Below are 14,753 nucleotides of genomic sequence, written 5' to 3'. Positions count from 1 at the left end.
AGCACACAAATGACAAGTGAACAACAAATAAAAAGTGATGTAGATTACTGGAAACGTAAATTAATGAGAAAATCGGGGATCGTCAATCGATTAACGAAGAGGGCACAAGGAAAAGTAAATAATATCATTCCAGAAAAAGCACACCAAGTAATAACTGAAAGTATTAAGAAAATGGTGCAAGCTACGCTTTTTGGCTCAGAATATTTAACAAAAGAGAAGGACACCACCAATTTCTCTTTAGAGGAAAAGGAAAAATTAATAGAGGAAAGTTTAAATAAATTTCGAAAGGTTGCAGCTGTAGAAGGTGCAGGAACAGGAGCGGGGGGGATTTTACTAGGATTAGCAGATTTTCCTTTGCTGCTTTCGATAAAAATGAAATTTTTATTTGAGGCTGCTTCACTTTATGGATATGATGTAAAGAAATATGATGAGCGTTTGTTTATTTTATATGTATTCCAATTAGCCTTTTCTAGTGATGATCACCGAAAGCTTGTTTTACAAACGATTGAGAATTGGGATCAGGTGAAAAACGATTTAGAGGATGTTGATTGGAGAATATTACAGCAGGAATATCGTGATTTTATTGATTTTGTGAAAATGCTTCAGCTTGTCCCAGGTATAGGGGCAGTTATAGGTGCCTATGCGAACTATAATTTGCTGGATCAGTTAGGTGAAACGGTAAAAAATGCATACCGCATTCGTTGGTTGAATCAAAAACGTATCCAAACAGAGAATCCCACTTGATAATCAAGTGGGATCATCATTTTATACTTCTACGGTCTTTTGGTTAGTTTGATAGTTTAACGCTGCGGTACCTAATGTTTTTGCGGCAATGAGTAATGCCTTTTCATTAATTTCAAATTTCGGGTGATGATGTGGATAAGGAATTTCTACATCATCAGGCTTGGCACCAGTAAAGAAAAACGTACCTTTTACATGTTGCAAATAATAGGCAAAATCCTCTCCGCCCATTTCAGGTGCAGCAATTTCAGTATGTAGAACATCGGGGACCTGATTTATAGAAGCTACCAAAAAGTCTGTTTCCTCTTCATGATTGACAACTGCTGGATATCCGCGATGATATTCATACTCAAATTCACAACCAGCTGCTAAGCATGTTCCTCTAACGATACGTTCAATTTCTTCTTCGATGAAATCACGTACTTTTTCATTAAAGGTCCTAACTGTACCAGATAATTTTGCAGAATCCGCAATCACATTGAAGGCGTTCTCGGCAACGAACGATCCTACAGATACGACAGCGGAATCAATGGGGTCGACGCGCCTGCTAACAATTTGTTGCAGGTTCATCACTAATTGAGAAGCAATGACCACCGCATCTTTTGTTTTATGTGGTTGGGCACCATGTCCTCCATACCCTTGGATTTTGATTTCAAAACGATCAGCTGCAGCCATAATCGGTCCTTTTCGATATGAAATCGTGCCGCACTCGATAGGGGACCATAAGTGGGTGCCGAATATGACATCAACACCTTCTAGGCAACCATCCTGTATCATCGAAATAGCTCCACCAGGCGCATATTCCTCTGCGTGTTGATGAATCATTACATATTCACCTGATAATTCTTCCTTCATTTCATTTAAGGTTTTGGCAAGAACGAGCAGTGTTGCGGTATGACCATCATGCCCGCAAGCATGCATCACTCCAGGTACTTTGGATTTATATGGTACATCTGTTTCTTCATTAATTGGCAATGCATCAAAATCTGCTCGCAGTGCCACTGTTTTTCCCGGTAACTTTCCTTTAATTCTTGCAACAACACCATTTCCACCAACATTTTCTTTTACTTCAATTCCTAAGTCTTTGTAGAAATCAGCAATATATTTAGCGGTTTGAACCTCTTGAAAGGATAATTCCGGGTGCTGATGTAAATATCTTCGAATACTTACCATTTCATCAAATGATTGTTCTAGTTTTTGAGATAAAGTTTGAATCGTCATTGTTAGTTACGCATCTCCTTTTTATAAAAAATCAAAATCTTGCTATTATTATAACATTTAAATAGGCAAAACTGTGTGAAAAATGAATATCCATAGTTTACAAAAGAATGAGAGAATACAAATTTTGTATCCTCCCATACAATTACTAGTATATAAGTTTTGATAGTGAAATATTAAAGCAGAAACATAGCGACAATTGTCGTTACTACAATCCCAATCGTAACAGGTAAGAGATTTCTCCTCGCAAGTTCAAATGGATCAACACCACAAATTGCTGCGGCTGGAATTAATGCCCATGGGACGAGTGTTCCGCCCCCAACCCATATTGCCATAATTTGACCCAATGATGTTAAGGTGGCAACACCTGACTCCAACCCATGTGAAAATAACTTAGCAACCGATCCAACAAGTGAAAGTCCCGAAAAACCGGACCCATCTAAACCGGTAATGATTCCTACACCACTTGCGGTAATCGCCCCAACTTCTTTTGTTAAAGGGACAATGTTTGCTAAAGATGCACCTAAATCATTTACAATTCCTTGTGAAGTCTTAGGTAAATAATCACCAATCATGGATTGGAATCCAGCATCTCCGAGATAAAAAAATGCAGCTATAGGAATAACTGGACCAAATACTTTAAATCCAAATTGCAATCCTTCTATTAAATAGTTTGTTGTTTGTTCAAGCGCTTTATTTTTATATCCTGCAAAGGTAATAAGTAATAAGATAAATATGGAAGTGCCTCCAACTAGTGCAGTTGCATCTCCCCCTTGAAGATGAAAGACAACCATTGCGACGATATCAAGAATAAAAAAGATTGGAATCAATAATGCAAAGAGTCGTTTGGAAAAAGTGGAAAGTTGGGTAATTTCTTTCTTCTCTGGTAACTGGGGAGTGTTCATTGTACTACTTGGCTTTATCTTGCCATTTTTCATCTCCCTTTTTAGAAAATAAAAGGCAGTTATCGTTGTAACAAGCCCCATCGTAATAACGAGAGGGATACTTGCTTGTAACACATCATTTACTGGAATGTTTGCTCCATCGGCGGCAATTTTCGGTGCACCTTGGATAATGTAGTCGCCAGATAAAGCGATGCCATGACCGAATAAATTCATCGCAATTGCAGCCCCAATTGCAGGTAAGCCTACACGTATCGCTACAGGAAGTAAAACCGCCCCCATTAATGCAACAGCTGGTGATGGCCAAAAAAACAGGGAAATCACCATCATGACAATACCAATTGTCCAGTAGGCTAAAGAAGGGGTTTTAATAAGTTTGGCAAAAGGAGATATCATTACATCATTAATGCCAGTAGCCATTAAACTTTTACTCATCGAAACAATTATTGATATGACTAAAATTATCGATAATAGCTCTGTGATTGCATAAATAAAACTTGTGAAAATACTACTAATAGAGGCAGTAATTGAACCGGTTGCCGTTAAAGCTATCATAAAAATTCCTGCAATACAGATGATGGTTGTATCGCGGCGGAAAATCATTAAACCGATAATTAATACGATAAAAATGATATAGATCCAGTGAATGGCTGTAAGATCAACTGACATAAAAAACTCCTCCTTAATTAGTGAAACTTAGTCAAAAGGTTGCATTTTCCATTGGGCAGATGAGCGATATCCAAACGAAAATTTTGAAAATATAGGCTAATAACTATGTAATAAAATATGTGGAAATTAAAGATGAGTGATAAATATTAAAAAATAATCCGTCTGAAGACGGACGTAATGTAAAGCGAGAGGACCTTCATGTAAAACGATTTGGTTTTGTATAATTATCATCAAATAAAAGGAATTTTATTATTTTCCTAGAATTGTATTAAATGAAGGTTTATAAAGGCGGGGAATGATAATGTTGTTTTCAGTGGTTTTGCTTGTAATTGGAATTGCCCTTCTTTTAATTAATGTGGGTGTCATTTCCTTGGAAATAAGAGAGTTTTTTGTCATGTTTATTCCTATATTGTTGGTTCTTGCTGGAATCGTTTATTTTATTAAATGTATACGTAATAAATCCTCCATATCTATTTTATTCGCACTGTATTTTACAATATATGGATCGCTATTGATGTTAAATCAGCAAAAGATAATATCATTCACTTACGGGGATTGGTGGAAGCTTTGGCCGGTGTTTTTTATTTATTTAGCGGTAAATATGTTGTTTTTTAAAGGGAAGGCTCAAATTGTTGTCGAATTTAATTCAACTCAAAATAGTGAAGATGAGAAAACGAAAAAGGTAAAAGGGAAAAGGTATAAAAAATCACTGATTAATGATATGCATTTTAATGAGCAAAATTGGCCATTACAATCAATGGATTTACATACAAATATCGGAGACTTTTATTTCGATTTTAATAAAGCTTTTATACCCGAGGAAGAAACCACGATAAAGATTAAAAGTCGTATTGGTGATGTAAAAATGCTAGTTCCTGAGGATATCCCTATTAAAATTGAAGTGAAAACAAAAGTAGGGGACATCCGTCTTTTTGATTTGAAATCTACGGATATGAAACCCCATTTGTATTATGAATCTCCTACTTATCATGAAGCAATTAAAAAGATCGATATTACAATTGAAATGGGGATTGGCGATATTCGAATTGATAGAGTATAGAAGGGAGGGGATTTTTTGAGAAAGGTGACTAGTGTAAGATTTTGGTTTATAAAAAATTTTATTATGATGACATGTATGGGATCATTAATTTACTTTGTATTTTTACAATTTTATTTATATATGAATGGAGATCAAATTTTAAATACAAAAAATATATTAATGCTAACTCTTTTAATGCTAATGGTTTTTTTAATTTTAAGTGTTCAATTTGGTTACCGCAGTGGCAGAAATGTATTAAAAAGACTTGATGAGTTACTATCTTTTGTTTCCATCTTGAGAAGTGGGAAATATTCTGCAAGGGCAGTAGAAATTGAAAAAGATGAAATAGGATTGATTTTTGAAGAAATGAATCAGTTAGCTATTGTCATTCAAGATCAAGTTAGGTCACTTCAAAGACTAGCAGATGAAAAAACAGATTTAGCAAATCAAGCGCATCAGGCCGCAGTGATGGAGGAAAGGCAAAGATTAGCAAGAGACCTTCATGACTCAGTTAGCCAACAGTTATTCGCGTTAGGGATGATTTCATCTGCTGCCTTGAGGACTGTATCGAAAAATCCAATACAAACGGAAGAATTACTTAAACAAGTGGCGGATATTTCTGCAAAGGCCCAAGGGGAAATGAGAGCATTGCTATTACACTTGCGTCCGATTGATTTAAAGGGTGATACATTAATTGATGGTTTAAATAAATTAGTAAAAGAGCTAAAAGAAAGGACACAGTTAGATATTGAATGCCGTCTTGAGAATATTGAATATCTCTCTAAAGCGATTGAAGAGCATGTTTTTCGCATTGTCCAAGAGGCGCTTTCAAATATTTTACGGCATTCTCAAGCAACAAAGGTGAGGATTACGCTAGAGCGGATTAAGGAAAACCTTCATCTGTATATAAGTGATAATGGCAAGGGATTTAAAGTTGAAAGAAGCTTAATGACTTCATACGGGTTACAGACCATGCGGGAACGGTGTGAAGAGTTAGGTGGGGTATTTCAAATACGTTCTATGGAAGAAGAAGGTACATATATTAATATTCGAATACCATTTTCGAATGAATAAGGATGAACGATTCCATCGAATCATTCGGATGATTTAGGGGGGGAAATGGTGGACAAAATAAACGTGATGATTGTTGATGATCATGAGATGGTGAGACTTGGTATGAGGTCTTACCTACTAACGGAAGAAAATATTAATTTAATTGGTGAAGCAAAATCCGGGGATGAGGCAATTAAGTTAGCAAAAATCCACGAACCTGATGTTATATTAATGGATTTATTAATGGAAAATGGAACAGGTATTGAGGCAACAAAAGAAATTATGAAATTCCTGCCACATTGCAAAATTATTATTCTTACAAGCTATTACGATGATGAACAAGTATTTCCGGCTTTAGAAGCTGGTGTTCATAGTTATCTTTTAAAAACTTCTCGTGCAGAGGAGGTTACTGAAGCGATTTATAAATCGATACAGGGTGAATCGGTAATAGAACCTAAAGTTGCTCATAAAATGATGAATCGCTTCAGACAAGAAAAAAAACCGCATGATGATTTAACAGAAAGAGAACTAGATGTTCTTAAATGTTTAGGTGAGGGAATGACAAATCAAGAAATTAGTAACTATTTGTTTATTGGTGTAAAGACGGTAAAAACCCATGTTAGTAATATTTTAAGTAAACTTGGGGTATCTGATCGAACACAAGCAGCCATATATGCAAATCGGCAAAATATCACATTAGTAAAATAATATTTTTCAAAAAAGAAAGCGCACATAATTGCTGCGCTTTCTTATTTTTCATCATTTGGGATGGTATAGTAGGTTTCATAAGGTGTACCATTAAAAATTGTATTACTGGATAATGGTGCGTCAAATGATTGCTGAGCTATCATTGTCTGATATGATTCCGTTCTTGTCCAATTATTATAATCCTTTTCATCTGCCCATATGGTTAAAATGATATACGTATCACCTTTTTTCGGCTTTAAGAAACGAATAGCAACGATACCTGGTGCGGATTGAATAAGCTGCATATTTTTTTGCACATTGTATTCGTAGACGGGCTTGGCTTCATCGGAAATAGGAATATTGTAAAAAACAACATATCCTTCATTTGGAAAATGCCCTTCTCCATCAATTACCTCATATTTTCTTGGAGAACCAAATACAGATTTGTTCATCGTTTCATGTATGATGAGCGAGTTTTGAGCATTTTGCATTAAAAGCATTTGTTCATCCTTATATTTATTCAATATTTTTATGAGAAATTCATAAGTTCCGGTCGTCATATAAAGATTCATTTTTATCACCTCCATTTTATTATACCCATTTAAAGAACGTTAAAAAGTAATTTTCTGAAAATTAATTGATAGTATATTCATGAAAAATTAAAAAACGAATGATAAATTGTAACTTTTGACGATTTTAAGGCGAGAAAAAGGGAGAATTTATGACATTTCGTTAGGCGAACTATACATTTAGAATGAAAAAGACTATATTGATTACATAATTAATAAGGAAGATCGAACTAGAACTTTTCTCTTTTTATAATTATTATTATATAATATGAAAAGATTGTTTTGAAAGGTGGACATTTTACATATGACAAAAATTACGAACGATACCCTTTTGAGAGCTGCAAAAGGTGAAAAAACAAGTCATGTACCTGTATGGTTTATGCGCCAAGCAGGACGCTCACAACCAGAATACCGTGAATTGAAGGAGAAGTATTCCTTATTTGAAATTACCCATCAGCCTGAATTATGTGCATATGTTACTCGATTGCCTGTAGAGCAATACAATGTAGATGCAGCTATTTTATATAAAGATATCATGTCGCCGTTACCTGCTATTGGTGTTGATGTTGAAATTCAATCTGGGATCGGACCGGTTATTAATAATCCAATTCAATCCCTTGCAGATGTGGAAAAATTAGGGGAAATTACACCTGAAGAAGATGTTCCCTATGTGTTAGATACTATCAAATTATTAACCAATGAACAATTGACAGTGCCTCTAATTGGTTTTGCAGGAGCACCGTTTACAGTTTCCAGTTATATGATTGAAGGGAGACCTTCAAAAGATTATAAAAAAACGAAAGCATTTATGTATACGGAGCCAAAAGCATGGTTTGCCTTAATGGATAAGCTCGCGGATATGACTATCACTTATGTTCGGGCACAAATAAAGGCTGGAGCAAGTGCGATTCAAATTTTTGATTCATGGGTTGGCGCATTAAATGTGGAAGATTATCGGATATATATTAAGCCTGTTATGGAAAGAATCTTTAGTGAGTTAAGAAAAGAAAATGTTCCACTTATAATGTTCGGAGTTGGTGCAAGCCATCTTGCGCTTGAGTGGCAGGACCTTCCTCTAGATGTTGTCGGACTTGATTGGAGATTACCAATTCAAGAGGCGAGACAAAAGGGGATTTCAAAAGCTGTTCAAGGAAACTTAGATCCGGCGCTTTTATTAGCTCCGTGGGAAGTACTTGAAGAAAAAACAAAGACTATATTGGACCAAGGAATGAAAACACCGGGCTACATTTTTAATCTAGGACATGGTGTATTCCCTCAAGTAAACCCTGAAACATTAAAAAGATTAACATCATTCATTCATGAATATAGCGCAAAATAAAAAAAGACAGAGCTAGCTATACGAGAAACGGAAAGAGGTTTGACAAATGACTAAGAAAAAAGTAGGACTTCTCGTTATGGCCTACGGAACGCCATATGAAGAAGCAGACATTGAAAGATACTACACCCATATAAGACACGGACGTAAGCCATCCGAAGAAATGTTAGAAGATTTGCGTAGCCGTTATAAAGCAATTGGCGGAATATCACCGTTAGCGAAAATTACTGAAGAACAAGCATATGGTCTTCAGAACCATCTAAATGAAATCCAAGACGAAGTGGAATTTAAAGTCTATATTGGCTTGAAGCATATCGAACCATTTATTGAAGATGCAGTAGAGCAAATGCATAACGATGGAATTAAAGAAGCGGTCTCACTTGTATTGGCACCACATTTCTCTACTTTTAGTGTTAAGTCTTATAATGAACGTGCAAAGGAAACGGCTGAAAAATTAGGTGGACTTACAATTACATCCGTTGAAAGCTGGTATAAGGAACCGAAATTTATCGACTATTGGGTAGATAGATTGTCTGAAACTTATGCGGGCATGAAAGAAGATGAGCGTAACTCTGCATGTTTAATCGTATCTGCACACAGTTTACCTGAGAAGATTCTTCAATACGGTGACCCATATCCGGAACAACTTAAGGAAACAGCTGATTTAATAGCTAATAAGGCAGGAATTAAGGAATATGCAATTGGATGGCAAAGTGCTGGAAATACTCCAGATCCATGGCTAGGGCCGGATGTACAAGATTTAACTCGTGATCTGTACAATGAAAAAGGCTATAAAGCATTTGTCTATGTTCCTGTAGGATTTGTTGCCGAACATTTAGAAGTTCTTTATGATAATGATTATGAATGTAAAGTGGTTACTGAGGAAGTTGGGGCAAGCTACCATCGACCACCAATGCCAAATGCACAACCTCAATTTATTGACGCATTAACAACAGTTATATTAAAAAAGTTAAATATGAATGAATAATTAACGGCATCAGGGATTTTCCCTGATGTTACTTTATTACTCAATAATTTTTAAAACAGCACTGCTTTCTAAAATCTAAACATTGTAAAAATACTGAGCAGACAAAAATACACGTAGGTTCCTTCGAGAAAAGTAAGCTACCTTAAATAAAGATGATCATTGCCGAAGAAGGTGATTCCCAGTGTCGGGTAAAAAACATAAAGTGGTTATTATCGGTGGAGGGATTACCGGTTTAACTTCAGCATTTTATTTACAGCAAGAAATAAAACAAAATAATTTACCTATTGAGTTTAAATTAATAGAGGCTAGTAGAAGATTAGGCGGGAAAATCAAAACAGTTCGAAAGGATGGCTTTGTCATAGAAACGGGGCCGGACTCTGTTTTAACAAAGAAAGAAAGTTTTTCTAAACTGGTAAATAAATTAGGTCTCCAACATGAGTTAATTGAAAGTGAAACGGATAAAACATATGTCATATCGAACGATAAGCTTTATTTAATTCCGGAAGGGGCAGTCGTAGGAATTCCCACTCAATTAAGTCCTTTTATTCTTTCTAGTTTATTTTCGTTTTCTGGCAAAGTAAGAGCTGCAGCTGATTTAATTATTCCACGATTAAAAGGAAAAAAAGATGTTTCAATTGGGCAATTCTTTCGCCGGCGTTTTGGTGATGAGGTAGTAGAAAATCTCATCGAACCTTTACTTTCAGGGATATATGCAGGGGATATTGATCAATTAAGCTTAAAGTCAATTTTTCCACAATTCTATGAGGCAGAAAAAAGATATCGGAGCTTAATAATTGGGACAAAAAAGGATAAAACCTATTCAAATAGATTCCTAACCTTAAAGAATGGGTTAGAATCAATTGTAGAGTCTATGGAAGAGAAGCTTGAGGACAATGCTATTATGAAGGGTATTCGGGTTGTTAATATGGAAAAGTCGACAAGGAACCAAGGTTATGAAATTTTCCTCAATAATGGTGAGCATCTCCAAGCAGATAGTGTGATTATAGCTCTCCCACATTATTTACTCCCAGATATACTGCCGGGGTATGACTTTTTTGAACCACTTTCCACGGTTCCGGCTACTTCAGTTGCTACAGTAGCAATGGCATTTTCTGAAGAAGCGATAAGAAAAAACTTTGATGGAACTGGTTTTGTAGTGGCTAGAAATAGTGACTATACAATCAATGCTTGTACATGGTCACATAAAAAATGGCCACATTCAACACCTGATGGCAAAGTATTGCTTCGCATTTATATTGGCAGAGCTGGAGATGAAACAGTCGTTGATTTATCAGACTCAGAAATTGAACAAATTGTTTTCGATGATCTAAATAAATTAGTAGAACTCTCAGATAAACCCGACTTTACCATCGTATCAAGATGGAAAAATGCAATGCCACAATACACAATAGGGCATATAGATAGAGTAAAAGAATTAAAAGACAACATTGGGGCAAATCTGCCAGGTGTTATTATTGGTGGAAGTTCATTTGAGGGAATGAGTGTACCTGATTGTATTAGTCAGGGTGAATCCATAGTGAAAGATGTTTTACAGTATTTAAGAAAATTGGATACGACTAAGAACGAATTAGTTAGTGAATAATTCTAATATGAATTATTCACTTGTTTTTTTTTTGAGGATATGATATATTCCTTTTTGTGAACTTATTGACTGTTTTCCTCATTTGGTCAATTTGGTGGATTGAGGTGAAAAACTTTGGCGATTGATCGTAAACAACTAATTATTGATGCAGCTACGAAATCTTTTTCGTTGTTCGGCTATAAAGCCACGACAATGGATCAAGTTGCGAAACTTGCTAATGTTGGAAAGGGTACGATCTATACTTTTTTTAAAAACAAAGATGAATTGTTTGATGAAATAGTGACAACTCTTATTAAGGATATGAAAGAATCTGCAGAAGAGTCAATGGATCCTAATCTTCCTTTCTTTGAAAATGTACATAATGTACTTTTTCGGATATTGGAGTTTCGCAAAAAGCATCAATTAACGATTAAACTTTTTCAAGAAGAAAAAGATATGGGAACACCTGTTGTGTCTGATGTTATTCAAAAAGTGGAAACTGCAGTCTTAAATTACATTATGGGAATCATTCAACGTGCAATGGATAAGGGAGAAATAAAAAAATGTGATCCAGAAATCACCGCGTTTATTATTTTGAAACTTTATATTTCATTGATATTTGACTGGGAACAGCATCATCGTCCACTTGAAAAGGAAGAAATTGCAGATTTGTTTGAAGCATACCTATTTAAAGGATTGTCGACACGATGATCCTCATATTTTTAAACAAAACTGACCAATTGAACAATTCAGTCAATTAGAAAGGAGCGAACTTATTATATGAAAGGCTCATTATTTTTAGCCGAATTAAAAGGAATTGTCCGCCATCCGATGTCCTTAATACAAGTTTTGGCCATTATCTTAGTTCCCATTCTTTATGCAGGGATGTTTATATGGGCGTTTTGGGATCCATATGGACGGTTAGAGAAATTACCGGTTGCCGTAATAAATGAGGATAAAGGATCGGTAATGCAGGATGAAAAAATTGAGATTGGTGATAAGTTAATTGATAATCTAAAAGAGAAGAAAAGCATGAATTTTCATTTCGTCTCAAAGGATACGGCTTATAAAGGATTGGAAAATCAAAAATACTATATGGTCATCGAGATTCCGGAAAACTTTTCTGAAAATGCTACAACATTACTTGATAAGGATCCAAAACGATTACAATTAAAATATGTTCAAAATCAAAGTGCAAACTATACATCCTCAAAAATTGGCGAATCAGCCATGACCAAAATAAAGGATGCTGTATCAAAAGAAGTGTCCACCACGTATGCAGAAGAAATGTTTGATGCAATTAAAAAAATGGGTGATGGATTTAATACTGCAAGTGATGGGGCATCGAAATTAAATGATGGGGCAAAAAAATTAGGTGATGGAACGAAATCACTTAAAGAAAATCTGGAACTACTCGCCAAAAATTCGATTACATTTAATGACGGAGTAGTGAAAGCTAAATCAGGTGCCGGAGATTTATCAAAAGGATCGAATGACTTAGCAAATGGATTAAATCAGCTGAATGATGGAAGCAATCAATTATATGATGCATCAAAAGATATGCAAAGCGGCACAAAGGAATTAACAAAAGGAATTAATCAAGCAAGTGATGGGCTTGGGGCATTAAATAAAGGAATGCCTGCACTAGTAGATGGTACCAAGAAAGTTCAGGATGGGCTTGGGAAATTTAAAGATGAACTTCCTCCTGCAATTGCTAAGGCCTTTTCATCTCAACTGACTGACGGTGTTAAAGGGATAAATCAAGGTGTCGATCAATTGCAAAGTGAAATGGAGAAACAGCTAACAGCAGGAATTGCAAAGCAAATTAAGGATAAGCAAACGGAACAAATGCAACAATTATTTGCTGCACTAAACGGAAAAGTTGATGATCAAACACTTCAACAAATTCAGCAACAATTGACAGCGAATGCCGAAGATCAAGCAAAGGAAATGGAACAACAATTAGCACAAGGTATTCATCAAGGTATGAATCAGGGATTCACTGCATTCAAAAAACAAGTGAATCAGCAAATGACAGGCAATAAAGATCAAATAGAAAAACAAATAAAGGATCAAACAGATCCACAATTTGATAAATTAATTGCCGGTGTTGACACCATTAATAAAAACCAAGTAAAAGTTCAAAAGGGAATTGAGCAGCTTGCAAAAGGTTCAACATTACTAAGTAATGGGGCTGCTAAATTACAAAATGGCCAAAATCAATATATTAAGAGTTTGGGATTGTTTACTAGCAAAATGGATGATGCCGCAACCGGTGCAAATCAATTATCCGATGGAGCGAAAACGCTCAATAATGGATTGAATCAGCTTGCCGATGGCTCTACCCAAATTAAAGACGGCAGTCAGAAACTTGCCGATGGTTCAAAAAAATTGGATGATGGTACAAAAGATTTAAAAGACGGAACAAAAGAAATGAAAGAAAAATTATCCGATGCATCTAAAGATGCTAACTCTGTTAAGGGAAATGATAAGCAGTACGATATGATGAGTGACCCAATCCATCTTAAAAAGGATGTAGTAAATCATGTCCCTAACTATGGAACAGGATTAACTCCATATTTCTTATCACTCGGATTATTTGTCGGAGGACTATTATTAACAATCATTTTCAATGTTCGCGAACCAGCTGTAGTGCCGAAAAATGCCTTTTCTTGGTTCTTGGGTAAATACGGTATCATGGCTATCGTCGGTATTTTCCAAGCGCTAATCGCCGTTTGGATTATCGTCGGTATGATTGGAGTAGATGTGAAAAGCGTACCATTATTTATCGTGTCAGCAATCGTTACTAGTTTGACATTTATGGCCATTATTCAGTTTTTCGTTGCAGCACTGGATAATCCGGGTCGCTATATTGCCATTATCGTTTTAATCTTGCAATTAACATCTAGTGCCGGAACTTTCCCACTAGAGTTATTACCGAATGCATTAAAACCGATTCATGAAGCATTGCCAATGACTTATTCTCTTCAAGCCTTTAGGGCCGTTATATCCAACGGAGATTATTCATTAATGTGGCATAATTTAGGAATACTTGCTATCTATCTAGTAAGCTTCTTGATTTTAACTCTAGGATATTTTATTTTTAAATCCAAAAAGGCACATAAAACAACGATGAATGATGCAACAGCATAAAAAACAGGAGCTATGATTGAATCATAGCTCCCGTTTTTTTATCGTAATGCTTTAATATCTTTTACAATTTCACTTAATGGAAAACCATTTTGTGTGGAGTAGTCTTTTACAACTTCTCCGTCTTTATTTACTAGATAAAAACTTGTGCCATGGACAACTTGTGTATCGTTTTCAGGTTTAACAATTACATTTTTGAAATTATCCATTGCAAAGTCTTTAATATCGTCTTGAGAATAGCCCGTAAAAAGATGCCACGTTGAAAAGTCTGCTCCAAATTTAGAGGCATAGGCTTTTAGATCTTTTGGCGTATCTACCTCCGGATCGACACTAAATGAAACGAAATTAACGTCATCATACCCTTTTTCTTTAATCGCTTTTTGTACATCACTCATATCTCTTGTCAATTGGGGGCAAACCGTCGCACAGTTTGTAAATATAAAATCAGCGACCCAAACTTTCCCTTTTAAATCCTTTAGTCCTGCTTTTTTTCCGTCTTGGTCTGTAAATGTGAAATTTTCTATTTTATGTCCATTTTTATTAACGTTTGAACATGCACTAAGACTGACTAAAATAATAGCTGCAATCAATAAAAATGAAAGGCGGAAATGTTTCATTATGTACCCTCCCACTTTCTTTTCTTTTTATTATAAATGATATTGGTGCGGAGTATTGGGTTATTAGTTTTATTTCAATAAAAAGACATAATTTATTTCTTTTCCTACCATATTATTTTCACATAATCGTCAATACTTATTAACAAATAGTAAAATTTTTTCTTAGATTGAAGTGTTATTATGGGGGTATGTTAGTTGAGGA

Annotated in this window: 13 protein-coding genes; 9 read left to right on the top strand and 4 right to left on the bottom strand. The window is 35.3% G+C overall.

Annotated elements, in window-relative coordinates:
• Positions 1-9 precede the first annotated feature (9 nt).
• Positions 10-744: an EcsC family protein gene (locus I5776_RS14570; RefSeq protein WP_202777109.1), complete on the top strand. Its 735-nt coding sequence runs from the start codon at positions 10-12 to the stop codon at positions 742-744.
• A gap of 21 nt (positions 745-765) precedes the next feature.
• Here the strand turns inward: I5776_RS14570 and I5776_RS14565 are convergent, their stop codons facing one another.
• Together I5776_RS14565 and I5776_RS14560 are read right to left on the bottom strand one after the other, a co-directional pair.
• Positions 766-1,962: a M20 family metallopeptidase gene (locus I5776_RS14565; protein WP_202777108.1), complete on the bottom strand. Its 1,197-nt coding sequence runs from the start codon at positions 1,960-1,962 to the stop codon at positions 766-768.
• A 173-nt stretch (positions 1,963-2,135) separates the two neighbouring features.
• Entirely contained in the window at positions 2,136-3,530 is a 1,395-nt protein-coding gene (locus I5776_RS14560) for a hypothetical protein (RefSeq protein ID WP_202777107.1), read from the bottom strand.
• 301 nt (positions 3,531-3,831) lie between these two features.
• On the opposite strand from I5776_RS14560, the gene liaF reads away from it, so the two are divergent.
• The 3 genes from liaF to I5776_RS14545 are packed head-to-tail and all read left to right on the top strand — an operon-like array spanning position 3,832 to position 6,330.
• Positions 3,832-4,590, top strand: a complete 759-nt coding sequence (liaF, locus tag I5776_RS14555) for a cell wall-active antibiotics response protein LiaF (protein ID WP_202777106.1) — start codon at positions 3,832-3,834, stop codon at positions 4,588-4,590.
• Positions 4,591-4,614: 24 nt separating this feature from the next.
• Positions 4,615-5,643, top strand: coding sequence for a sensor histidine kinase (locus I5776_RS14550; RefSeq protein WP_246484008.1), 1,029 nt, complete (start codon positions 4,615-4,617; stop codon positions 5,641-5,643).
• Positions 5,644-5,691: 48 nt separating this feature from the next.
• Entirely contained in the window at positions 5,692-6,330 is a 639-nt protein-coding gene (locus I5776_RS14545; RefSeq protein ID WP_281397243.1) for a response regulator transcription factor, read from the top strand.
• Between the two features lie 41 nt (positions 6,331-6,371).
• On the opposite strand, the gene I5776_RS14540 is transcribed toward I5776_RS14545, so the two are convergent.
• Positions 6,372-6,881 carry an antibiotic biosynthesis monooxygenase family protein gene (locus I5776_RS14540; protein ID WP_202777103.1) on the bottom strand — a complete coding sequence of 170 codons (510 nt, stop codon included), beginning with the start codon at positions 6,879-6,881 and terminating at the stop codon, positions 6,372-6,374.
• Between the two features lie 301 nt (positions 6,882-7,182).
• Between I5776_RS14540 and hemE the strand changes: the two genes are divergently transcribed.
• From hemE to I5776_RS14515, 5 genes are all read left to right on the top strand, one after another.
• Entirely contained in the window at positions 7,183-8,217 is a 1,035-nt protein-coding gene (hemE, locus tag I5776_RS14535) for a uroporphyrinogen decarboxylase (protein WP_202777102.1), read from the top strand.
• Positions 8,218-8,263: 46 nt separating this feature from the next.
• A complete protein-coding gene (gene hemH / locus I5776_RS14530) occupies positions 8,264-9,202 on the top strand; it encodes a ferrochelatase (protein WP_202777101.1) in 939 nt (312 codons plus the stop codon).
• 181 nt (positions 9,203-9,383) lie between these two features.
• Positions 9,384-10,805 carry a protoporphyrinogen oxidase gene (hemY, locus tag I5776_RS14525; protein ID WP_202777100.1) on the top strand — a complete coding sequence of 474 codons (1,422 nt, stop codon included), beginning with the start codon at positions 9,384-9,386 and terminating at the stop codon, positions 10,803-10,805.
• A gap of 114 nt (positions 10,806-10,919) precedes the next feature.
• Positions 10,920-11,495 (top strand): TetR/AcrR family transcriptional regulator, encoded by a 576-nt coding sequence (locus I5776_RS14520; RefSeq protein ID WP_202777099.1) that lies wholly within the window; start codon positions 10,920-10,922, stop codon positions 11,493-11,495.
• 69 nt (positions 11,496-11,564) lie between these two features.
• A complete protein-coding gene (locus I5776_RS14515; RefSeq protein ID WP_202777098.1) occupies positions 11,565-13,937 on the top strand; it encodes a YhgE/Pip domain-containing protein in 2,373 nt (790 codons plus the stop codon).
• A gap of 38 nt (positions 13,938-13,975) precedes the next feature.
• On the opposite strand, the gene I5776_RS14510 is transcribed toward I5776_RS14515, so the two are convergent.
• Complete coding sequence (locus I5776_RS14510; protein WP_202777097.1) at positions 13,976-14,551, bottom strand: SCO family protein; 576 nt, start codon at positions 14,549-14,551, stop codon at positions 13,976-13,978.
• Between the last annotated feature and the right edge of the window lie 202 nt (positions 14,552-14,753).

Origin of the sequence: Heyndrickxia vini, from assembly GCF_016772275.1 — a bacterium.
Taxonomy (GTDB): domain Bacteria; phylum Bacillota; class Bacilli; order Bacillales; family Bacillaceae_C; genus Heyndrickxia; species Heyndrickxia vini.
Note: the sequence above shows the minus strand (reverse complement) of the source record. Positions and strands in the feature narration are given on the sequence as shown.